Origin of the sequence: Ornithinimicrobium pratense, from assembly GCF_008843165.1 — a bacterium.
Classification (GTDB): domain Bacteria; phylum Actinomycetota; class Actinomycetes; order Actinomycetales; family Dermatophilaceae; genus Ornithinicoccus; species Ornithinicoccus pratensis.
Map to the genome: position 1 here is coordinate 636,847 of NZ_CP044427.1, position 20,171 is coordinate 657,017.

Sequence of the window (20,171 nt, forward strand, 5' to 3'; positions counted from 1 at the left end):
CCCGCGCGCACGGGAGACGGGATGGTCGTGAAACGCATAGTCTCCAGTGATGAGTGACGCCCCAGATGCCCAGGTCAAGGCGGCTACGGGAGCCGCAAATGATGGCTACGTGGCGGGAACGTACTTCGCCCGCTGGAACCCATCCCAAGATGTCCGCACCCTTGTCCACGTGATCCTCGGCGGGCCGGCTGAGAGGCCGGTACGGGACTTCTATGACGGCTTCATCGCCGGTGCCGAGGCAGAGCAGCTGCGTCGTTCCGAGCGCAACGGTAATGAGGGGCCTTTCACTGTCCAGTGGCTCGAGCGGGTGGAGATCAGCCGTGGAGACACCGAGTGGATTGTGGGGCCGCAGCCGGGTCCATGGCGCCCGAGACCGGGCTGAGACCCTCTCCGGAACGACCGGATCTGCCGCGTGGAGGACGGCTACGCTCGTCCGATTTTGCCGCTGTCTTCGCGTAGCGTCCCGACCGTGCCGCCGATCGCCTGACCTTCAGTCGACCCATACCTGAACTACGCGCCGGTCGGCTGCCCAGAGAGAGAGTTCCCTGAGATCCTTACGCAAGGCCTCCGCCAACTTCCCGCGAGCGTAGTCGAATCGCGTCAGTGGGATCTCGTGCCGATGCTCACGACCCCTATACCGGCCAGCAAGCACCAGCGTGCGGTCCGTCGAGTCGGAGGCCACCTCCCCGTGTGCTGCCGCGTTGCGTAGACGAAAGATGAGGCGAAGGCCAGGGATGCAGAATGGAAAGTACGCCTCTGCAGGAAGCTGAGTCTGGGGGTATGGTGTTGAGGCGAGGACTGCCGATAGGAGTTCCAGTTTCACGTCCCAAGGAACGCGGGTGAAGACGGCAGCCTGCAGACGCTCTACCGCATCAGGGCTTCGACCGTGGGCCAGAGCAAGAGCCCGGTCCACCTCAAGCTCAAGTGCAGACGCAATACCGATCAACTCATGACAGAGGGCCTGCCAGGCACGGGTCCGCCCGTGATCGTTGGTCACGTCCCAGGTCGCCATGCCTGGACCATAGCCAGGCAACCGCCGCCCTGGCATGCCGGAGGATCTGCGCCAACACTTCCGGTATTGCCGCAGAGCGTTGACATCCCCCGAGACCCGGATCGTCTGGAGAAAGCAGCGATAGGCTGGCATGGACAGGATCGCGGGACGTGGCCGCACTCCACATCGAGGAGGCAGGAAGTGGCGAAAACGATGGTGGACAGCCCTGACGCGGATCGGGTGACATGCGAGTCCTGCGGCAAGCAGTGTCGCAGCCGGGCCAAGGCCCAGAAGTTGAAATGGGACTTCAGCGCTGGAGTTGCGCTGTGCCGAAGGTGCCGCCCCTCCTCACAGGAGTGAGCCGGGCGAGGCTCGGCCTTCGAGGATTCCTGCGGACAACTCAAGAACTAAGAGGGGTATGACGTCCCCTCCTGCCGCGCCCAGGAAGCGCTTGAGCTCGCTCAGCTGCAAGGGAAGCTGGTATCGCATATCTCCACCGGCGGGACACGCGTGGCGAGAGGGGTCTCGTCGGGGGCGGCCGACGAGACCCCTGGTTCATCTGCTAGGCCTGCGCGAGGGCAGACGCAGCGATGGACTTGGTCCGCTTGGACGAGCGACCGTCACGCAAGGCGCGGGACGCCTGCTTTGCGACCTTAGCGCTGGTCTTCTTACCACCACGTCGAGCCACGATGCCGCCTACCTCCTTCCTGCGCCCGTCCGCGACCAGGCCTTCCCCGCGCCAGGCACCGATCCGTGCTCGGCCTGCTTCTCGCGCGCTCCTGGCGTGCTCCCGGTCCGTCCCACCGTTCTGCGGTGTCGATGTGGCCGACCAACTCGGGCACCGTGCTGGTGGCGAGCCCACGGCGTGGTCTCAACTCAAGTGCAGCAGGGAGCACCGACATTGGGTCGTGTTCACACCGGCGTGTCTTCGGCAGGTGAAGGCCACGGAAGGTTCAGCTGGGGTGGTCTCCGACATCCTCCTTGACTCGCGCCGCCTCGACAGGTGGCGTAGTCGCCGACGCAACGCCCTGTACTGCCGCGGGTCGTTAGACCACGCGCACATCGATCAGGTCCTCAAGTCCGGCGAAATCATCCGAGTTGCGGGTGTAGAGCGCAGCGTCATGTGCATGGGCGGTGGCTGCGATCAACAGGTCCATCGTGCGTCGGCGGGGTTGACGTCCGGCTTCAACGATCGCGGCCGCGAGGCGGCCGTAACTGGCCGCGACGACCTCGTCGAGGGGCAGGGCATCGAACCGGCGCTGAAGGATGCTGAGTCGTCGCAGGCGCTCGGCGCGCACCCCGGCGGACTTGGCAACGAGGACCCCGAAGTGCAACTCCGCCAGAGTGACGGTGCTGATGGCCAGGACGCCGGGGATTGGCGTGAGGTCCTCGGCAATCACCACGCTCGTGTCGAGCAGGCCCCGCTCGTCCGTTTCTGTTTGCTCGGTCACTGCTCTGCCCAGGGGTCGCGGACGGTGTCATCGACCAACTCTCGGTCAGTCTCCCAGTCCGCATCGGCAGGGCCGGCGAACAGGTCCGTGACGTCACCCCAGCGCTGCCAACGGGTCTGCCGAGCTGGTACGAGTCTGGCGCTGGGCCGACCAGAGACAGTGATGATGATCTCCTCGCCTCGCTCCACGCGTCGCAGAAGTCCAGAGGCGTCCTGCCTCAGCTCACGAAGTCCCACCGTTTCCATAGCCCCATGGTAGCGCTTGTGCTACACACTCGCTCATCAGCGTGAGGCGTCTACGTCAAGGGGGGCCGGTGCCCTGGGCCCGTCGTCGTCCCTGCATAGCGGTAAAGGAGCTTGGTGGCTCGACAGCGTGTGATCAGGTCCGGTGACGACGGGTCGGGGGTGCGTCCACACGGTTCACGGGCCGTTTCAGGCGACAGCATCTTGCACGTTAGTTGCACGCGGAAAAGCCGCCAACCTGTCTCTGCAGGTCAGCGGCCCTTTCGTAGCGGAGGCGGACAGGAATCGAACCTGCCAACGACGTCGAACGCCGTTCCGCGGGGTTGAAGCCCGGGGGGCCCACCAGGAACCCAGACGCCTCCCCGTGCGGTCGTGCTGCGCGCCCCCGGCAGGATTCGAACCTGCGCTCCCGCCTCCGGAGGGCGGTGCTCTATCCCCTGAGCTACGGGGGCAACAGCGAGACTGTAGCAGCCGGATACCGCTGTCCAAGAATCGGTTCCGGGGATGATCCTGAGCCCGACTAGACTGCCCGGGTGACCCCCGAGCAACTCGCCGCAGCACTGCATACTGTCCTCTCCCAGGCCGTCACCGACGGTGACCTCGCCATCGAGGTGCCGGCCGAGCAGGCCCTCCGGGTGGAGCGACCGCGCAGCCGCGAGCACGGCGACTGGGCCACCAACGTGGCCCTGCAACTTGCCAAGGCGGCCGGTATGCCGCCCCGCCAGCTGGCCGATCAGCTCGCCGCCCGCCTGCGCGAGGTGGAGGGGGTGGCCGCGGTCGACGTGGCCGGTCCCGGCTTCCTCAACATCACCCTCGACGCCGCGAGCGCGGCCGAGCTGGCGCGGGCGATCGTCGAGGCGGGGGAGAGCTACGGCCAGGGCGGCGCCGCGACGGGTGAGCGCATCAACCTGGAGTTCGTCTCGGCGAACCCCACCGGCCCGATCCACCTGGGCGGGACCCGCTGGGCGGCCGTCGGTGACGCCCTGGCCCGGGTGCTCGAAGCCAGCGGGGCCGAGGTCACCCGCGAGTACTACTTCAACGACCACGGCGCTCAGATCGACCGCTTCGCTCGGTCGTTGGTGGCGTCGGCACGCGGTGCGCAGGCCCCCGAGGACGGATATGCCGGGGCCTACATCGACGACATCGCCACCGAGGTGCTGCGCCGCCGCCCCGACGCTCTGGACCTGCCCGAGGAGGAGGGCCAGGAGGTCTTCCGCGAGGTCGGTGTCAACCTGATGTTCGAGGAGATCAAGGTCTCGCTCGCTGACTTCGGCGTGAAGTTCGACGTCTTCTTTCACGAGAACTCCCTGCACGAGACGGGGGCGGTCCAGCGCGCCGTCGACCGGCTGACCGAGCAGGGCGTGATGTTCGAGGAGGACGGGGCTCTCTGGCTGCGCACCACCGCCTACGGCGACGACCGGGACCGTGTGGTGATCCGCCGCGACGGGCGCGCCGCCTACATCGCCGGCGACCTGGCTTACTACCTGGACAAGCGCGAGCGCGGTTTCGACCGCTCGATCATCATGCTGGGGGCCGACCACCACGGTTACGTGCAGCGGATGATGGCGATGTGCGCCGCCTTCGGCGACGAGCCGGGCGTGAACCTGGAGATCCTCATCGGCCAGATGGTCAACCTGGTCAAGGACGGCCGGCCGGTGCGCATGTCCAAGCGGGCGGGCACGGGCGTGGTGCTCGAGGACCTGGTGGACGCGGTCGGGGTGGACGCCGCCCGCTACGCCCTGACGCGCAGCTCGACCGACTCCTCGATCGACATCGACCTGGACCTGCTGGCCAGCCGCACGAACGACAACCCTGTCTTCTACGTCCAGTACGCCCACGCGCGCACCTGCAACGTCGCCAGGCTGGCGAACGAGGACGGCGTGCACCGCCAGGACGGTTTTGACCCTGGACTGCTCACGCACCAGACCGAGGCAGTGCTACTGGCTACCCTGGGCGACTTCCCGCGCGTCGTCGCCCAGGCCGCCCAGCTGCGCGAACCTCACCGCATCGCCCGCTACCTCGAGGACCTCGCCGGCCGCTTCCACAAGTGGTATGACGAGTGCCGGGTGCGCCCGACCTCCGCCGCGGAGGAGGTCACCGACCTGCACCGCTCGCGGCTCTGGCTCAACGACGCCACCCGGCAGGTGCTCGCCAACGGGCTGCACCTGCTTGGCGTCTCCGCCCCCGAGCGGATGTGAGTGCCGTGCCGTCCCCCGTGCGCGTCGCCCTCCTCGGGTGCGGCACCGTCGGCTCGGCGGTGGCCCGCCGCCTGCAGGACAGGCAGGAGCGGTATGCCGAGCTGCTCGGCCGATCCCTGGAGCTGGTGGGTGTCGCCGTCCGGGACCGGTCCCTTCCCCGGGAGGGCGTCGACCCAGTGCTGCTCACCACCGACGCCGAGGCCCTGGTGCGGCAGGCCGACGTCGTGGTGGAGGTGATGGGCGGGATCGAGCCGGCCCGGTCCCTGATCGAGACGGCCCTGCGGGGCGGTGCGCAGGTGGTCACCGCCAACAAGCAGCTGGTCGCGCAGCAGGGCGAGGGGCTGGCCGCCGTCGCCGCGGAGCAGGGGGTGGGCCTGGACTACGAAGGCGCCGTCATGGCAGCCGTCCCCGTGCTGGCGGTGCTGCGCGACTCGCTCGCCGGGGACGAGGTCACGGCCGTGCGGGGGGTGGTGAACGGTTCGACGAACTACGTGTTGGACCTGGTCGCCCGTGAGGGCGTGGCCTTCGGCGAGGCGGTGCGGCAGGCCGGGGAGCTGGGTTACCTGGAGGCCGACCCCACCGAGGACCTGGAGGGCCTTGACGCTGCCGCAAAGGCCGTCATCCTGGCGCGCACCGCCTTCGGCGCGCAGGTGGGCCTGGACGAGGTCGACCGGGTCGGGATCACCGGGCTGACCGACGAAGACTTCAAGCGCGCTGCGCAGGAAGGCACCGTGATCAAGCTGGTGGCCTCCGCCCGGCGCGCCGGATGCGGGGCTCAGGTGGCGGTGCGACCGGAGGCACTCCCGGCGCACGACCCGCTGGCTGCGGTCCGGGGCGGGACGAACATCGTCGTCATCGAGGCCGTGTCCGCGGGGGAGCTGCGGCTGCAGGGGGCGGGAGCGGGCGGCGAAGAGACGGCCTCCGCAGTGCTGGGGGACATCGTGCGCGCGGCACGGCGGGTCCGGTAGGAGCACTCCCGCCTGCGTGTTATCTTGGGGGTGTTCCATGAGCAGGGTGGGAGTTCCCCCCGCACGCTGGAGCATCCCTCGGTGCGGGCCTGATCCCCAGTGGCAGTCGACGCTGGCTGACCACGACCCCGAGACCAGTCGGTCCGCGCCCACCCTTACAGCCCTGCCACCCGTTCCGGGCAGGGTTGAACCACACCTGAGACCCCAGGCACGGCGAGGACCTCGCCGGGGCCGAGGGGGAAGGACATCTACGTGACCGAGACTACTGACGCCGTGCCGACCCGGACCGGTTCGCTCAGCACCCTCCGGCTGGCCGAGCTGCAGCAGCTGGCCAGCAGCATGGGCATCACCGTGAACGCCAAGATGCGCAAGGCCGACCTGGTCTCCGCCATCCGCGCGGGAGGCGGAGCCGGCCCCGCGGGCCGTTCCGCCGCTGCCCAGGAGCGCGAGCAGGGCGGGGACCAACGCGAGCAGCGGGCCACCGGCCGCCAAGAACAGCGGGACCAGAGCCGCGAGCATAGCCCTGACGAGATCCAGGCCGCCCCGGCCCAGGAGGCAGGCTCCGGCGCCAGCACGACCGGCCAGGACCCCGCGGACAGCCTCGAGGCCGCCCTGGACCGGGCGCAGGCGCAGCGGGACGGGAGCCAGGGCGGCTCCCGCACCCGCCGTAGCCGTCGCGCCGGCTCCAGTGCGGGCGCTCCCCGGGCCGTCGAGTCACCCGTCCAGGACCGTGAGGCGCAGCAGGGCCAGCAGGACCACATCCAGCGCAACCGCGAGGCCGCGGCGGACCGTGAGGCGCAGCAGGGCCAGCAGGACCACATCCAGCGCAACCGCGAGGCCGCGCCGGACCGTGAGGCGCGGCAGGGCCAGCAGGACCACGCCCAGCGCAACCGCGAGGCCGCGGCGGACCGTGAGGCGCAGCAGGGCCAGCAGGACCGCACCCAGCGCAACCGCGAGGCCGCGCCGGACCGTGAGGCGCAGCAGGGCCAGCAGCGCGAGCAGCAGGGTCAGCGAGGCCAGCAGAGCCGGGACGGCGAGCAGGCCGGTGAGGGGCAGCAGCAGGGCCAGCAGCAGCGGGACGACCTGGACGGCGATGACGACGGTCGTCGCGGCCGGCGACGCAACCGCAACCGCAACCGTGACCGCAAGCGGGGGCGCGTGCAGGGTGGCCCGGACGGCCCGGCTGGCCCCAGCGGTCAGCAGGAGGAGCAGGAGGGTTACACCGAGGAGGACGTGCTCGTCCCGGTCGGCGGCATCCTGGACCTGCTCGACAACTACGCCTTCATCCGGACCACGGGTTACCTGCCCGGCCCGACCGATGTCTACGTGCCGATGGGCATGGTCAAGCGGCACGGTCTGCGCAAGGGCGACGCGATCCAGGGTGCGATCAAGGCGCCCCAGGACGGCAGCGACGTCGGCCAGCACACCGTGTCCTCAACCGGCAACAAGCGCGACCGGGGCAAGTTCAGCGCGCTGGTCCGACTGGACAAGGTCAACGGCCAGGAGCCGGACGGCGCCCGTCGACGCCCGGACTTCGCCAGCCTGACCCCCCTCTACCCGCAGCAGCGGCTGCGCCTGGAGACCGAGCAGAAGAACCTCACCACCCGGGTCATCGACCTGGTGGCACCGATCGGCAAGGGCCAGCGTGGCCTCATCGTCTCCCCGCCCAAGGCCGGCAAGACGATGGTGCTGCAGGCGATCGCCAACGCGATCACCACCAACAACCCCGAGGTCCACCTGATGATCGTCCTGGTGGACGAGCGTCCGGAAGAGGTCACCGACTTCCAGCGCAGCGTCAAGGGCGAGGTCATCTCCTCCACCTTCGACCGGCCGGCCAGCGACCACACCCTGGTCTCCGAGCTGGCTATCGAGCGGGCCAAGCGCCTGGTCGAGCTGGGCCAGGACGTGGTGGTGCTGCTGGACGGCATCACCCGCCTGGGCCGGGCCTACAACCTGGCTGCCCCCGCCTCCGGCCGAATCCTGTCCGGTGGTGTGGATTCCGCCGCGCTCTACCCGCCGAAGAAATTCTTCGGCGCCGCCCGCAACATCGAGAACGGCGGCTCGCTGACCATCCTGGCCACGGCGCTGGTGGAAACCGGCTCCAAGATGGACGAGGTGATCTTCGAGGAGTTCAAGGGCACCGGCAACATGGAGCTCAGGCTCTCCCGACAGCTGGCCGACCGCCGCACCTTCCCGGCCGTCGACGTCAACGGCTCAGGCACGCGCCGCGAGGAGATCCTCATGGGCGGCGACGAGCTGAAGATCATGTGGAAACTGCGCCGGGTGCTCTCCGCGCTCGACCAGCAGCAGGGAATCGAGCTGCTCATCGACCGGTTGAAGAAGACCAAGCACAACTACGAGTTCCTCACCCAGGTCCAGCAGACCAGCTCGACCCGGCTGGACGACGAGGACTGACCGACCAGAACCACGCCGCGGACGCGGTAGACTATTTCGTTGGCCTTCCGGTTCACGCCCCCGCAGCCGCGGAGGCGACCCGGGGAGAACGCCACCTGCGAGGAGAGACCATGAAGAAGGACATCCACCCGGAGTACGTCGAGACCGCGGTCACCTGCACCTGCGGCGCGACGTTCACCACGCGGAGCACGTCCGCGTCCGGCCGCATCAACGCCGACGTCTGCTCCAACTGCCACCCGTTCTACACGGGCAAGCAGAAGATCCTGGACACCGGTGGCCGCGTGGCCCGCTTCCAGGAGCGCTACGGCAAGAAGGCCGCCAAGTAGGACCACCGACGCCGGTCCCGCGAGTTGATCGCGGGGCCGGCGTTCGCCTTTCCCGCGCCCGTGAGGAATGAGAGGTATGGCAGTGGCTGTGAACCAGGCCTTCGACTCGGCCCTGCCGTTGCTGGCCGAGCATGCCGACATCGAGCGGCAGCTCGCCGACCCGGCTGTGCACGGTGACCCGGCGGCGCTGAAGAGGCTGAACAAGAGGTATGCCGCGCTCGGCCCGACGGTGAGCGCCTATCGGGCCTGGGAGAGGGCTGCGGCCGACCTCGGGGCGGCCCGCGAGCTGGCGACGGAGGACGCCTCCTTCGCCGAGGAGGTCCCCACGCTGGAGGAGGCTGAGGCGAAGGCTGCCAAGCACCTGCGCGGCCAGCTCGTGCCGCGTGACCCCGATGACGACCGCGACATCATCCTTGAGGTGAAGGCGGGCGAGGGTGGGGAGGAGTCGGCGCTGTTCGCCGGTGACCTGCTGCGGATGTACCTGCGCTACGCCGAACGCCGGGGCTGGCGCACCGAGCTGCTTGATACCACCCCGTCGGACCTGGGCGGCTACAAGGACGCGCGGGTCTCGATCAGCGCCACCGGCACCCCGGCGCCCGGGGCGGCGCCGTGGGCCAGGCTGAAGTACGAGGGCGGTGTGCACCGTGTCCAGCGGGTCCCGGTCACCGAGAGCCAGGGGCGGATCCACACCTCAGCGGCCGGTGTCCTGGTCATGCCCGACATCGACGACCCCGCAGAGGTGGCCCTGGACCCGCACGACCTGAAGATCGACGTCTTCCGCTCCTCCGGTCCGGGCGGGCAGTCGGTGAACACCACCGACTCCGCGGTCCGGATTACCCACCTGCCGACCGGCCTGGTCGTCTCCTGCCAGAACGAGAAGTCACAGTTGCAGAACAAGGAGTCCGCGCTTCGCGTGCTGCGCGCCCGGCTGCACCAGATGGCACTGGACGAGGCCGAGGCTGCGGCGAGCGAGCAGCGCCGCAGCCAGGTGCGGACGGTGGACCGCAGCGAGCGGATCCGGACCTACAACTTCCCCGAGAACCGCATCGCCGACCACCGCACGGGGTTCAAGGCCTACAACCTGGACCAGGTGCTGGACGGCGACCTCGACCCGGTCCTGCAGTCCGCAGTCGCCGCCGACGAGCAGGCCCGCCTCGAGGCGGCGGGGGAGCGGTGAGCCCCGGCGTTGACCGCGCGGCCCGCTGGGGCACGGCCGAGCTGGCCCGGGCGCAGGTGCCCAGCCCTGCGGTCGACGCCGAGCACCTGCTCGCCCACGCCACCGGCCGTGACGTGGGCGAACTGAGGCGGGAGCGGCTGCTGGGCCGGGACATCGACGAGGCGACGCTGACCGCATACCGGTCCCTGGTGGAGCGCCGCGCAGCCCGGGTGCCGCTCCAGCACCTCACCGGGACCGCCCACTTCGCCGGACTGGACCTGAGCGTCGGCCCCGGCGTCTTCACCCCCCGCCCCGAGACCGAGACGCTGCTCAACCTGGCGCTCGGTGACCTCGAGGGTGTGGCGCACCCGGTCGTGCTCGACCTGTGCACCGGCTCAGGGGCGCTTGCACTGGCCGTGGCGGCGGCCCGACCGGACGCCCGCGTGGGGGCGGTGGAGCTCTCCCCACAGGCGCACCGGTATGCGGCCACCAACCTCGCCGCGCACCCCGCCGGGCGCTCGGTCGAGCTGCGCCTGGGCCGTGCGCAAGAGGCCTTTCCTGAACTGTGTGACAGCGTCGACGTGATCACCTGCAATCCGCCCTACATCCCACCGGACGCCGAGCCGGTGGACCCGGAGGCGCGTGAGCACGACCCGGAGCTGGCCCTCTACGGCGGCGGGGTGGACGGGCTGGAGGTGCCCCGGCAGATCGCCGGGTGGGCGCTGCGGCTCCTGCGCCCAGGCGGGGTGCTGCTCATGGAGCATGCGGACGCCCAGGGGGAGAGCCTGCCGGCGGCGCTGCGCGAGCTGGGCTTCGCCGACGTCGCCGATCACCCCGACCTGGGCGGCCGACCGCGGGTGAGCCGCGGCGCGCGCCCCTAGCGGGGGTGCGCGTAGAGCCCTGGGGCAGCCTCGCGCAACGCCTCGTCCAGCGCAGGAGCCAGGGTGGTCGCGAACGACGCCGACAGGTGCGAGTGGTCGTGGTAGGCGATGATGTTGCCCACCACGGCCTGGCACACCTCGGGAGCACAGACGTGGTCGGTGAGGTCCACCAGCCCGACGTTGGCGGGCACCATGTCCGGCGTCATCGGTGACGGACCCGGCACCCGGGGGGTGTCGCACACCGAGGGATCGGCAAGGTTCTGCGCCACGCAGGAGGGCACGTCGCCCTGCATCCTGAAGATGTCCCGGATCGCGACCACGTCGATGTCGTGCTCGGCGAGCCGCTCGAAAACCTCGACGAAACCGCGGGAGGCCTTCTCCCCGGTCGTCTCCGCCTGCGCCGTCGTGGTGGCCAGGGTGAAGACGACGTCCGGGCCCAGCTCGACCAACTCCGCGAGGGCGCGGCGGTTCCACTCCTGGCAGGAGGCGTTGGGCACGAGGTCGGTCTCCGCCGGGAACTGCCCGGTGCTCGTCGTCAGCTGGCAGCCGGCCTTGACCATGACCAGGACCCGCCAGCCGTGCTCTGCGGCCAGGACCCGCCAGGTGGGCTCCCACATGGCACCGTGCGAGCCGCCGGTGATGACCACCGTCGCCACCGGGTCGGGCACCTCCATGCCGGGTGGCTCCGGGCAGAAGAGCACCTCGGCGAGCTCGGGTCGGTCCTCCGCGCCTTGCCAGCAGCCCTGGGCGTCGTGGGGCGGCAGGTCCGCGTCGGCCTCGGTCGGGTCGAGCAGTAGCGGCGCCTCGGGCACCGGGCCCCAGCCGGGCCGCAGCGCCAGGGCCCCGGGATGGTCGTGGCTGGTGCCGTCCAGGACCTGTCGGGCCAGGTCGGCCCGGGCAGCCTCGGCCTCCTGCTGGGCCCGGGAGTCCAGCCACAGCCCGGACCCGGCCAGGATCAGCGCCGGCACCACCAGGGCGACGGCCCCGACTCCGGCCGTCCGGCGTGGGGACGGCCAGCGCCGCACGTCCGCGAGGGGGCGTTCGACCAGCCGGTGCGTGGCGTGGGCCAGCCCCACGGACGCCACCAGGACCCCGGCCGAGAGCAGGGGATCGCCGGCCGGCCGGGTGCCCAGGTGCAGGGCCACGATGAGCAGGGGCCAGTGCCACAGGTACAGGCCGTAGGAGATGTCGCCCAGCCAGCGGGCCGGGCCGGTGGCGAGCAGCCGGTCGGCGCTGCCGGGCGCGCCGGTGTCGTCGGCCAGCAGGAAGAGCACCACGCCCAGCACAGGCCACAGGGCCCACGGGCCGGGGAAGAGCGCGGCGCCGTCCAGGACGAAACCGCAGGAGACGATCAGGGCCAGGCCGGTCCAGCCGAGGCCGACCCGCACCGCCCGCGGCAACCGCCGGTGCGCGGCGGTGAGGGTTAGCAAGCCGGGCAGGGTCAGCTCCCACAGACGGGCCCCGGTGTGCAGGTAGGCGACCTGCTGGTCGAGGCGGTGCAGGTGCACGGCATACCCGAAGGACGCGGCGCTGACCGCGAGCACCACCACGGTCAGGGCCGCCCGGACGGGCAGGCGGCGGCGGCGGAGCAGCCACCACGCGGCGCCGAGCACGACCGGCCAGAGGAGGTAGAACTGGCCCTGGACGGACAGCGACCAGAAGTGCTGCAGCGGGCTGGTCTGCACACCGGCGGCGTCGTAGCCGAGCTGGGAGGCGATGAGCTGCCAGTTCTCGACGTAGAGCAGGACCGCCGCCGTCTCCTGCCAGGTCTGGGCGCGCATCGGGGCGGGCAGCAGCACCAGGGTGGCGAGCACGACGAAGGCGAGCACGGGCACGACGGGGGGCAGCAGCCGGCGCACGAGCCGGGCCAGGTAGGCCGGGAGGTCGAACCCCTGGCCGCTCACCCGGCGCAGGATCAGGCCGGTGAAGAGGAAGCCGGAGATGGCCAGGAAGACGTCGATGCCGCCGGAGACTCGGCCGGCTCCGAAGAGGTGGAAGAGCACCACCAGGACCACGGCCACCCCCCGCAGGCCGTGCAGGCCTTCGCGGCGGGCGCTCGGTGCAACCATCCCCTCGACCTTCGATCATCGGCGCGGCCCGCCGGACCGGGCCTGGATCACCGTACCCCGGTCCTGCTGCCCCCATGAGCAAGGCCTGCCCGGTCGCTGTCGCGACCGGGCAGGCCTGCACTGCGCTCTGACCTTGGTCAGGTGCGGTTCATGATCCAGATGATCAGGGCGATGATCAGCAGGATGCCGACGATGGTCCAGATGAGTCCGCTTCCACGCATGGGTCGACTCCTTTCTTGGTGCGGTGCGCCGGGGCGCAGGGGGCTCCCCGGCGGTTCAGGGTCGCTTGAGGTCACGGTCGCTCGGACACCGACGGGACGAGCAGGGGCTGGCTCGGTCGAGCCTGACGTCCCGGTGGGTCAACTGCAACCGAGCGGAGAGCTAGAAGATAAAGATGATCAGGGCGATGATCAGCAGAATGCCGACGATGGTCCAGATCAGTCCTCCACCACGCATGGGGGGTTCCTTTCCTAGTTCGGCACGGGCGCCGTCGTGCAACCCGTGTCTGGGAACACTCTGGGACGACCGGCTGGCCCCCGCAACTCGAAAGGGCGGCAGTACGACCCTCCTGGCGTGGGACGATGGCGCCCTGACCACCCCTGAGCCGGACCGGAGGACCCATGGCTGGCACGTCATCGACGCCCGAGCGGCTGCTGGACTGCAGCGACCCGGAGCACCGGACGGCGGCGGTGGGACGCGCCGCTGAGGTGGTGCGCCAGGGCCGCCTCGTCGTGCTGCCGACAGACACGGTCTACGGCGTGGGCGCTGACGCCTTCGACGAGGTCGCGGTGGCCATGGTGCTGGCCGCGAAGCACCGTGGCCGAGAGATGCCCCCGCCCGTGCTCGTCCCCGACGCGCGCACGGTCGACGGTCTCGCGGTCGACGTGCCGATGTACGCCCGGATCCTCATGCGCCAGTTCTGGCCCGGGCCCCTGACCCTCGTCTTCCGGTCCCAGCCCTCCCTGCAGTGGGACCTGGGGGAGACCAACGGCACGGTCGCCCTGCGGATGCCCGACGACGAGGTGGCCCTGGCCCTGCTCACCGAGGTGGGACCTCTGGCCGTGACCAGCGCCAACGTGACCGGGCAGCCCGCGGCCACGACGGCCCAGGAGGCCCTGGACCAGCTGGGTGGCGCCGTCACCGTCTATCTCGACGGCGGCCCGCGCACCGGCGGGCTGCCCTCGACGATCGTGGACTGCACCGGGGGGGAACCGGTCATCCTGCGTTCCGGGGCGCTCAGCGCGGCGCAGATCAGGAGCGTGCTCGGCACCACGGTCCTCCACGACCACCCTCCGGCGGTGGGCGAGCCGGAAGGCCACGGGGAGGGGGAGAGGCCCCGGGGGCACGGCCAGCCGGCTGAGCCCGACGGCGCCGTCCTGGTGGGCAGCGTTCGGCCCAGCGCGGTGCCGGTCCCGGCCACGGCATACCGCGTCGTGCCCGCGGCCCGCGACCGTTCCTGACCACGCACACGGCGACGCCCTACAGTGGGGCGCATGACCACCGCCGTAACCCCCCAGAGCTACTACGGACCGCACTTCGGTGCCCTGCTTCAGCAGGACCCGCAGATCGCGGAACTGCTGGTCTCCGAGCTGGACCGCCAGCGCGCGGGGCTACAGCTCATCGCCAGCGAGAACCAGACCAGCCCGGCCGTGCTCGCCGCCTTGGGCTCCACGCTGTCCAACAAGTACGCCGAGGGCTACCCGCACGCGCGCTACTACGGCGGGTGCTCCGAGGTGGACAAGGTCGAGGACCTGGCGATAGCACGCGCCAAGGAGCTCTTCGGCGCCGACCACGCCAACGTGCAGCCGCACTCCGGCGCCAGCGCCAACCAGGCGGTCTACGGCGCCTTCACCGCTCCCGGCGACACCATCCTGGCGATGTCGCTGGATCACGGTGGCCACCTGACCCACGGCTTCAAGGTCAGCTTCTCCGGGAAATGGTTCAACGCAGTGCACTACGGCGTCACGCAGGACACCGAGGACATCGACTACGACCAGGTCGAGGCATTGGCCAGGGAACACCGGCCCAAGATGATCGTGGCCGGCGGCTCGGCGGTCCCGCGGCTGATCGACTTCGAGCGGTTCCGAGCCATCGCCGACGAGGTCGGCGCGATCTTCTGGGTCGACGCCGCCCACTTCATCGGCCTGGTGGCCGGCAAAGTCATCCCCTCGCCTGTGCCGTATGCCGACGTGGTCTCCTTCACCACGCACAAGGTGCTGCGCGGGCCCCGTGGCGGCGCGATCGTGTGCAAGCAGGAGCACGCCAAGAAGATCGATCGCGCGGTCTTCCCCATGATGCAGGGCGGCCCGCTGATGCACGGCGTGGCCGGCAAGGCGGTCAACTTCGCCGAGTGCATGACTCCCGCCTACCAGGCCTACGCCCGGCAGGTCCTCGACAACGCCGCGGCGCTTGCGGCCGGACTGGACCGGCACGGCATCCGGCCGATCACCGGCGGCACCGACACCCACCTGTCCCTGCACGACCTGCGCGGAGTCGGGGTCACCGGCGTGGACGCCGAGGCACGGTGCGATGCCGCCGGCATCGTGCTCAACAAGAACGCCATCCCGTTCGATCCCGAGAAGCCCAACGTGGCCTCCGGCATCCGGGTCGGCAGCCCTTCGGTCACCACTCAGGGGATGGGCGTGGAGCAGATGGACGCCATCGCCGATCTGATGCACCGGGCGATCACCCAGACCGACGGCGACCCCGAGCACGCGGTGGCCCGGGAGATCCGCGCCGAGGTGACCCAGCTGCTGCAGGCCTACCCCGCCTACCCGGACCCGCACGCCGGCTGACGCCGCACCCCATACCGTGCGCGAGTTCTTGATGGTGCTGCTCACCGCAGCCATCGTCACGTATCTCGTCACCCCTCTCATCCGCCGGCTGGCGCTCGCCGTCGGGGCAATGACCGCGGTGCGGGACCGGGACGTGCACTCCGTCCCGATCCCGCGCCTGGGTGGGGTCGGTATGCTGCTCGGCTTCGGCGCCGCGGTCCTGCTCGGCTCCCAGTTGCCCTACCTCGGCCAGCTCTTCTCCAGCACCCCGGCGATCTACGGGGTGCTCGCCGGGGCGGCGATCATCACCCTGCTCGGGGCCGTCGACGACGTGCACGACCTGGACTGGCTGACCAAGCTCGCGGGCCAGGTGCTCGCCGGCGGCGTCATGGCCTTCTTCGGGGTCCGGCTGCTGCAGCTGCCCATCCTCGGCGTCACCGTCCTGCCGGAGCCGGTGATGGTGATGCTCACCATCCTGGTCGTGGTGATCTCCACCAACGCGGTGAACTTCATCGACGGGCTGGACGGGCTGGCCGCGGGGGTGGTGCTCATCGCCGCGAGCGCCTTCTTCGCCTGGACCTACCTGGTCAGCCGCGCCTTTGATCCGCCCAACGTCTTCCACCAGGCCACCTTCATCAGCGCGGCGCTGATCGGCGTCTGTCTGGGCTTCCTCCCGCACAACTTCCACCCGGCCCGGCTCTTCATGGGCGACGCCGGTGCGCTGCTGCTCGGTCTGCTCCTGGCCGCCTCGACCATCTCGATGACCGGCTCGGTCGACCCCAACTCCTCGCTGGCCAGCGCCTCGGCCGCCACCGCGATCCTGCTGCCGGTCCTGATCCCGCTGGCGGTCATGGCCCTGCCCTTCCTCGACGTCCTGCTGGCCGTGCTGCGCCGCACCCGCCGGGGGCAGCTGCCGTGGAAGCCGGACCGCGGCCACCTGCACCACCAGTTGCTGGACATCGGGCACAGCCACCGGGGGGCGGTGGTTCTCCTCTACCTATGGTCGGCCCTCATCGCGCTGGGCGCGGTGTCCTTCGCCTACCTCCAGGTGTGGACCTCCGTGGTCGGCATCGTGCTCCTGCTGACCCTGGCCCTGGCACTCACCTGGCAGCCGTCGCGGCCGACGACCTGGGCGCGTCGTTGACCGTCAGGTTCGCCCCCGCAGCGCTGCTTGTGATAACTTTCACAATCCATCCGCACCCTCTTTCGCCGAGGACGTTCATGACCTCCAGCAGCGCCGAGGCGCGCTCGTCGACCGGGTCCACGACCCGGTCGTCGCCGACCCGGCTGATGCTGCTGTGGGCCGTCCCCGCCGGGCTGGCCATCACGCTGGTCGGGGCCCTGGCGGCCTGGCTGGTGGTGGACGGTATGGCGGCCCTGTCCGCCCTCGTCGGGGGTGTGCTCTCGCTCGGTGTCTTCGGGCTGGGGATCGTCGCCATCCGCGGCCTGCTCTCCGGGCCAGGCCAGATCGTGATGTCCGGCGCCTTCTTCGTCTTCCTCGTCCAGCTCGCACTGACCGCAGGCGTGCTCTTCCTGCTCAGCCGGTCCGAGCAGGTCAGCCTGATGGCCCTGGGCCTGACCTTCATCGCGGTCGGGCTGAGCGTCCAGGTCGGCACGGTCGTCGGTGCCCTGCGGGCGCGGGTCAGCGTCGACGTAGACAGCTCCACCTCATCTGTTAGCGTCACCCCGACCACGAAGGGAGCCGACCGGTGAGCCAGTCCACTGGCCCTGCGGGCCACCCCTCCGGCTACTCCGCCAAGGAGGAGCCGACGACGCACAGCCAGTTCGTGCACGGCGCCTACCCCGCGATCTCCGTCCTGTCCTACTTGCTCGCCGGTCCGTTGACCTTCGGCCTGATGGGCTGGGGGGTCGACCAGTGGCTCGGCACCAGTTTCCTGCTCGTCGTCGGTCTGCTTGGCGGGATGGGGCTGGCGTTCTACGTCATCTGGCTCCGGTACGGTAGAGCATGAACGCGGCGGAGACCGGCTGTCCCGGCCAGAGTGCCCACCGGCAGTTCTGCGAGTTTGTGATCCAGTCCCCTCGTCCTCGTGACCTGTGTGAGGAGCAGCAGTGAGCCTGACCGCCCTAGCCGGGTCTGTCGTCGCGGCCGATTCTTCTTTCCCCCCGACGCCGTCGACCTTCTGGCAGCCTCTCGTGGTCTTCGGGGAGGTGCAGCTGTTCGGTCAGCAGATGACCATCGCCCTGACCCGCCCCATGGTGGTGCTGGCGTTGACCATGGTCGCCATCGGCGTCTGGCTGCACCTGAGCACCCGCAAGGTGGCGGTCGTGCCGTCCAAGGGCCAGTGGGTCACCGAGCAGGCGCACGGCTTCATCCGCGAGGGCGTGGCGCGCGACATGATCGGCAGCAAGGACTTCCTGCCCTACGTGCCGTTCCTGTTCTCGGTCTTCATCGTCATCCTTTTCAACAACTGGGCCGGGATCATCCCGATGATCAACCTGCCCACCTTCGGCCGGGTCGGGATGGCGGCCGGCCTGACGCTTATCGTCTACGTGCTCTACCACGCGATCGGCTTCAAGCGGCACGGCTTCCTGGGTTACTTCAAGTTCATGGTGCCCCCGGGCCTGCCCGTCGTCATGGTCCCGATCGTCTTCCTGCTGGAGCTGATGACCTTCTTCATCACCCGGCCGCTGACGCTGGCGCTGCGACTGTTCGGCAATATGTTCGCCGGGCACATGCTCGTCCTGGTGCTGACCCTGGGCGCCTGGCAGATGTTCCAGACCGGTGGCATCTACAGCGTCCTGGCCTTCCCGGCCTGGATCGCGAGCCTTGGCGTCTTCGTCTTCGAGATGCTCATCCAGGCCATCCAGGCCTACGTCTTCGTCCTGCTGTCCGCCTCCTACATCGGCGCCGCGGTCGCGGACGAACACTGACCTTTCCACCGCACGACCCCCGATCTCCGGCGGCGACCGCCTCCGGAACCGACAGAGAAAGAGAATGCTGCAATGACTGGTGACATCACCCTCCTCGGCTACGGCCTGGCGACCCTCGGCCCGGCCCTGGCCGTCGGTCTGATCTTCTCCGCCTACCTCAACGGGGTGGCCCGGCAGCCCGAGTCGGCGCCGCTGCTGCGTCCGTTCACCATCATCGGCTTCGCCGCCGCCGAGGCGCTGGCCATCTTCGGTCTGGTCCTCTTCTTCATCGCTGGCTGACCCAGCCCGCCCCGCAACTTCTTGCGCGGCAGCCCGCCGCGCAGCACCACGAGGAGACCACAGTGCAACCCATTGCCGAGGCGGCGTTGATGGCGGTGTCGGACTACCCCGAGTACCACGCCAGCCCGATCGTGCCCTACCTGCCCGAGCTGATCGTCTCGGTCATCTTCTTCCTGATCTTCCTGTTGTTCTTCGCCAAGGTGATCAACCCCCGGCTGGAGAAGGTCTACCGCGAGCGGACGGACGCGATCGAGGGCGGGATGCAGCGCGCCGAGCAGGCCGAGGCCGAGGCTGCCGCCGCCAAGAAGCAGTACGAGGATCAGCTGGGCGAGGCGCGAGCCGAGGCGGCCCGTATCCGCGAGCACGCCAAGGAGCAGGGCGCGCAGATCATCGCGGAGATGCGTGAGCAGGCCAACGTTGAGGCCGCACGGATCACCGAGACCGCGCACAAGCAGATCGCTGCTGAGCGTCAGCAGGCGATGATCTCGCTGCGCGGCGAGGTGGGCCGGCTCTCGACCGACCTGGCCAGCAGGATCGTCGGCGAGTCGCTGCACGAGGAGACCCGTCAGCGCGGCATTGTTGACCGGTTCCTGACCGACCTGGACTCCGGGGCCATCAGCCCCGAGCAGGTGGGCAGCAGCGGGCAGGCTCGTTGATGGACACCGCCTTCCGACGTTCCTACCACGGCGCCCGTGCGGCGCTGGAGCAGGTGCTTCAGGACGAGGCAGGCAGCGACGCTGCCCACGTCGGCGACGAGCTCTGGGCCGTCGCCCGGCTCCTGGACGGCAACGCCGCCCTGCGCCGCAGCCTGGCCGACCCCTCCCGTGAGGGTGTCGACCGCGCCGGGCTGGCCGAGCGGCTGCTGTCCGGCCGGATCGGCCAGGGGGCGCTGCAGGTCACTCAGGCCGTCGCCGCCCAACGGTGGGCCGGCCCGGGTGTCCTCGCGGACGCTCTGGAGCGGCTCGGGGTCGAGGCCGTCCTGGCCCATGCCGAGCGCCACGGCCGCCTGGGTCAGGTGGAGGACGAGCTGTTCCGGTTCTCCCGGATCGTCGAGGGTGACGTGGACCTGCAGGCCGCGCTGAGCGACCGTCGCGCCGAGCCGGCTGCCCGGGTCACGCTGGTGGACCGGCTGCTGGCGGTCAAGACCGCTCCGGAGACCGTGCGCCTGGCCCGCCAGGCCGCCGGTGGGTTGCGGGCGCGCCGCTTCGACCGTGCGGTCGCGGCCTACCTGGAGCAGGCCGCGGAGCGGCAGCAACAGGTGACCGCCACCGTGGTCAGCGCCGTCCCGCTCACCCACGAGCAGCACGAGAAGCTCGTCGGCGCACTCAGCCGCCAGTACGGCCGCCAGGTCCACACCAACGTCGTCATCGACGAGAGCGTCGTCGGCGGCATCCGGGTCGAGATCGGTGACGAGGTCATCGACGGCACCGTCAGCCACCGGTTGGAGCAAGCCCGGCGCCAGATGACCAGCTGACCAGCCGACCGACCCACCCCACCGACCCCCGACTACCGCGACAGACCACCGGCCC

The 20,171-nt window shown here is 70.2% G+C and carries 19 protein-coding genes and 2 tRNA genes; 16 read left to right on the plus strand and 5 right to left on the minus strand.

The window, feature by feature from the left end; all coding sequences use genetic code 11:
• Positions 1–49: 49 nt before the first annotated feature.
• Positions 50–382 (plus strand): hypothetical protein, encoded by a 333-nt coding sequence (locus tag FY030_RS02920; protein ID WP_158060205.1) that lies wholly within the window; start codon positions 50–52, stop codon positions 380–382.
• 1,655 nt (positions 383–2,037) lie between these two features.
• On the opposite strand, the gene FY030_RS02930 is transcribed toward FY030_RS02920, so the two are convergent.
• The 4 genes from FY030_RS02930 to FY030_RS02945 all read right to left on the minus strand — a co-directional run bounded on the left by FY030_RS02930 (position 2,038) and on the right by FY030_RS02945 (position 3,136).
• On the minus strand, positions 2,038–2,442 hold the full coding sequence (locus FY030_RS02930; protein ID WP_158060207.1) for a type II toxin-antitoxin system VapC family toxin: 405 nt from the start codon (positions 2,440–2,442) through the stop codon (positions 2,038–2,040).
• Positions 2,439–2,687 carry a type II toxin-antitoxin system Phd/YefM family antitoxin gene (locus FY030_RS02935; RefSeq protein WP_158060208.1) on the minus strand — a complete coding sequence of 83 codons (249 nt, stop codon included), beginning with the start codon at positions 2,685–2,687 and terminating at the stop codon, positions 2,439–2,441. The genes FY030_RS02930 and FY030_RS02935 overlap by 4 nt, the downstream gene beginning before the upstream one ends.
• A gap of 266 nt (positions 2,688–2,953) precedes the next feature.
• A tRNA-Sec gene (locus FY030_RS02940) sits at positions 2,954–3,046 on the minus strand.
• A gap of 18 nt (positions 3,047–3,064) precedes the next feature.
• A tRNA-Arg gene (locus tag FY030_RS02945) sits at positions 3,065–3,136 on the minus strand.
• A gap of 81 nt (positions 3,137–3,217) precedes the next feature.
• On the opposite strand from FY030_RS02945, the gene argS reads away from it, so the two are divergent.
• The 6 genes from argS to prmC all read left to right on the plus strand — a co-directional run bounded on the left by argS (position 3,218) and on the right by prmC (position 10,628).
• Entirely contained in the window at positions 3,218–4,882 is a 1,665-nt protein-coding gene (argS, locus tag FY030_RS02950; RefSeq protein WP_158060209.1) for an arginine--tRNA ligase, read from the plus strand.
• A 5-nt stretch (positions 4,883–4,887) separates the two neighbouring features.
• Entirely contained in the window at positions 4,888–5,850 is a 963-nt protein-coding gene (locus FY030_RS02955; RefSeq protein ID WP_192498697.1) for a homoserine dehydrogenase, read from the plus strand.
• 252 nt (positions 5,851–6,102) lie between these two features.
• Positions 6,103–8,265, plus strand: a complete 2,163-nt coding sequence (gene rho, locus FY030_RS02960; protein WP_158060211.1) for a transcription termination factor Rho — start codon at positions 6,103–6,105, stop codon at positions 8,263–8,265.
• Positions 8,266–8,375: 110 nt separating this feature from the next.
• The gene (rpmE, locus tag FY030_RS02965; RefSeq protein ID WP_158060212.1) at positions 8,376–8,591 is read left to right on the plus strand and encodes a 50S ribosomal protein L31; all 216 of its coding nucleotides are present in this window, start codon (positions 8,376–8,378) and stop codon (positions 8,589–8,591) included.
• Between the two features lie 76 nt (positions 8,592–8,667).
• Positions 8,668–9,768 carry a peptide chain release factor 1 gene (prfA, locus tag FY030_RS02970; RefSeq protein WP_158060213.1) on the plus strand — a complete coding sequence of 367 codons (1,101 nt, stop codon included), beginning with the start codon at positions 8,668–8,670 and terminating at the stop codon, positions 9,766–9,768.
• Positions 9,765–10,628: a peptide chain release factor N(5)-glutamine methyltransferase gene (gene prmC, locus FY030_RS02975; protein WP_158060214.1), complete on the plus strand. Its 864-nt coding sequence runs from the start codon at positions 9,765–9,767 to the stop codon at positions 10,626–10,628. Before prfA ends, prmC begins: the two co-directional genes overlap by 4 nt.
• On the opposite strand, the gene FY030_RS02980 is transcribed toward prmC, so the two are convergent.
• On the minus strand, positions 10,625–12,697 hold the full coding sequence (locus tag FY030_RS02980) for an acyltransferase family protein (RefSeq protein ID WP_158060215.1): 2,073 nt from the start codon (positions 12,695–12,697) through the stop codon (positions 10,625–10,627). The two genes, prmC and FY030_RS02980, sit on opposite strands and share 4 nt — an antisense overlap.
• A 620-nt stretch (positions 12,698–13,317) precedes the next feature.
• Here FY030_RS02980 and FY030_RS02985 point away from each other — a divergent pair.
• From FY030_RS02985 to FY030_RS03025, 9 genes are all read left to right on the plus strand, one after another.
• Positions 13,318–14,157, plus strand: coding sequence for an L-threonylcarbamoyladenylate synthase (locus tag FY030_RS02985; protein WP_158060216.1), 840 nt, complete (start codon positions 13,318–13,320; stop codon positions 14,155–14,157).
• Between the two features lie 33 nt (positions 14,158–14,190).
• The gene (locus FY030_RS02990; protein ID WP_158060217.1) at positions 14,191–15,492 is read left to right on the plus strand and encodes a serine hydroxymethyltransferase; all 1,302 of its coding nucleotides are present in this window, start codon (positions 14,191–14,193) and stop codon (positions 15,490–15,492) included.
• Between the two features lie 16 nt (positions 15,493–15,508).
• The gene (locus FY030_RS02995; RefSeq protein ID WP_158060218.1) at positions 15,509–16,615 is read left to right on the plus strand and encodes a glycosyltransferase family 4 protein; all 1,107 of its coding nucleotides are present in this window, start codon (positions 15,509–15,511) and stop codon (positions 16,613–16,615) included.
• Between the two features lie 77 nt (positions 16,616–16,692).
• On the plus strand, positions 16,693–17,184 hold the full coding sequence (locus FY030_RS03000; protein ID WP_158060219.1) for a hypothetical protein: 492 nt from the start codon (positions 16,693–16,695) through the stop codon (positions 17,182–17,184).
• Complete coding sequence (locus tag FY030_RS03005; RefSeq protein ID WP_202879751.1) at positions 17,181–17,441, plus strand: AtpZ/AtpI family protein; 261 nt, start codon at positions 17,181–17,183, stop codon at positions 17,439–17,441. The genes FY030_RS03000 and FY030_RS03005 overlap by 4 nt, the downstream gene beginning before the upstream one ends.
• A 100-nt stretch (positions 17,442–17,541) precedes the next feature.
• Complete coding sequence (gene atpB, locus FY030_RS03010) at positions 17,542–18,363, plus strand: F0F1 ATP synthase subunit A (protein WP_158060220.1); 822 nt, start codon at positions 17,542–17,544, stop codon at positions 18,361–18,363.
• Between the two features lie 72 nt (positions 18,364–18,435).
• Entirely contained in the window at positions 18,436–18,642 is a 207-nt protein-coding gene (locus FY030_RS03015) for an ATP synthase F0 subunit C (RefSeq protein ID WP_158060221.1), read from the plus strand.
• A gap of 89 nt (positions 18,643–18,731) precedes the next feature.
• Entirely contained in the window at positions 18,732–19,298 is a 567-nt protein-coding gene (locus FY030_RS03020; protein ID WP_158062600.1) for a F0F1 ATP synthase subunit B, read from the plus strand.
• Positions 19,298–20,116, plus strand: a complete 819-nt coding sequence (locus FY030_RS03025) for a F0F1 ATP synthase subunit delta (RefSeq protein ID WP_158060222.1) — start codon at positions 19,298–19,300, stop codon at positions 20,114–20,116. The genes FY030_RS03020 and FY030_RS03025 overlap by 1 nt, the downstream gene beginning before the upstream one ends.
• The last annotated feature ends 55 nt before the right edge of the window (positions 20,117–20,171 follow it).

What these genes read in the sequence shown, in the direction of transcription:
- FY030_RS02985 (WP_158060216.1), top strand. Translation starts at nt 13,318, where the DNA reads ATGGCTGGCACGTCATCGACGCCCGAGCGGCTGCTGGACTGCAGCGAC.
- FY030_RS02990 (WP_158060217.1), top strand. Translation starts at nt 14,191, where the DNA reads ATGACCACCGCCGTAACCCCCCAGAGCTACTACGGACCGCACTTCGGT.
- FY030_RS03000 (WP_158060219.1), top strand. Translation starts at nt 16,693, where the DNA reads ATGACCTCCAGCAGCGCCGAGGCGCGCTCGTCGACCGGGTCCACGACC.
- FY030_RS03025 (WP_158060222.1), top strand. Translation starts at nt 19,298, where the DNA reads ATGGACACCGCCTTCCGACGTTCCTACCACGGCGCCCGTGCGGCGCTG.
- FY030_RS02935 (WP_158060208.1), bottom strand. Translation starts at nt 2,687, where the DNA reads ATGGAAACGGTGGGACTTCGTGAGCTGAGGCAGGACGCCTCTGGACTT.
- FY030_RS02920 (WP_158060205.1), top strand. Translation starts at nt 50, where the DNA reads ATGAGTGACGCCCCAGATGCCCAGGTCAAGGCGGCTACGGGAGCCGCA.
- prfA (WP_158060213.1), top strand. Translation starts at nt 8,668, where the DNA reads ATGGCAGTGGCTGTGAACCAGGCCTTCGACTCGGCCCTGCCGTTGCTG.
- FY030_RS03015 (WP_158060221.1), top strand. Translation starts at nt 18,436, where the DNA reads ATGACTGGTGACATCACCCTCCTCGGCTACGGCCTGGCGACCCTCGGC.
- FY030_RS02980 (WP_158060215.1), bottom strand. Translation starts at nt 12,697, where the DNA reads ATGGTTGCACCGAGCGCCCGCCGCGAAGGCCTGCACGGCCTGCGGGGG.
- FY030_RS03020 (WP_158062600.1), top strand. Translation starts at nt 18,732, where the DNA reads ATGGCGGTGTCGGACTACCCCGAGTACCACGCCAGCCCGATCGTGCCC.
- rpmE (WP_158060212.1), top strand. Translation starts at nt 8,376, where the DNA reads ATGAAGAAGGACATCCACCCGGAGTACGTCGAGACCGCGGTCACCTGC.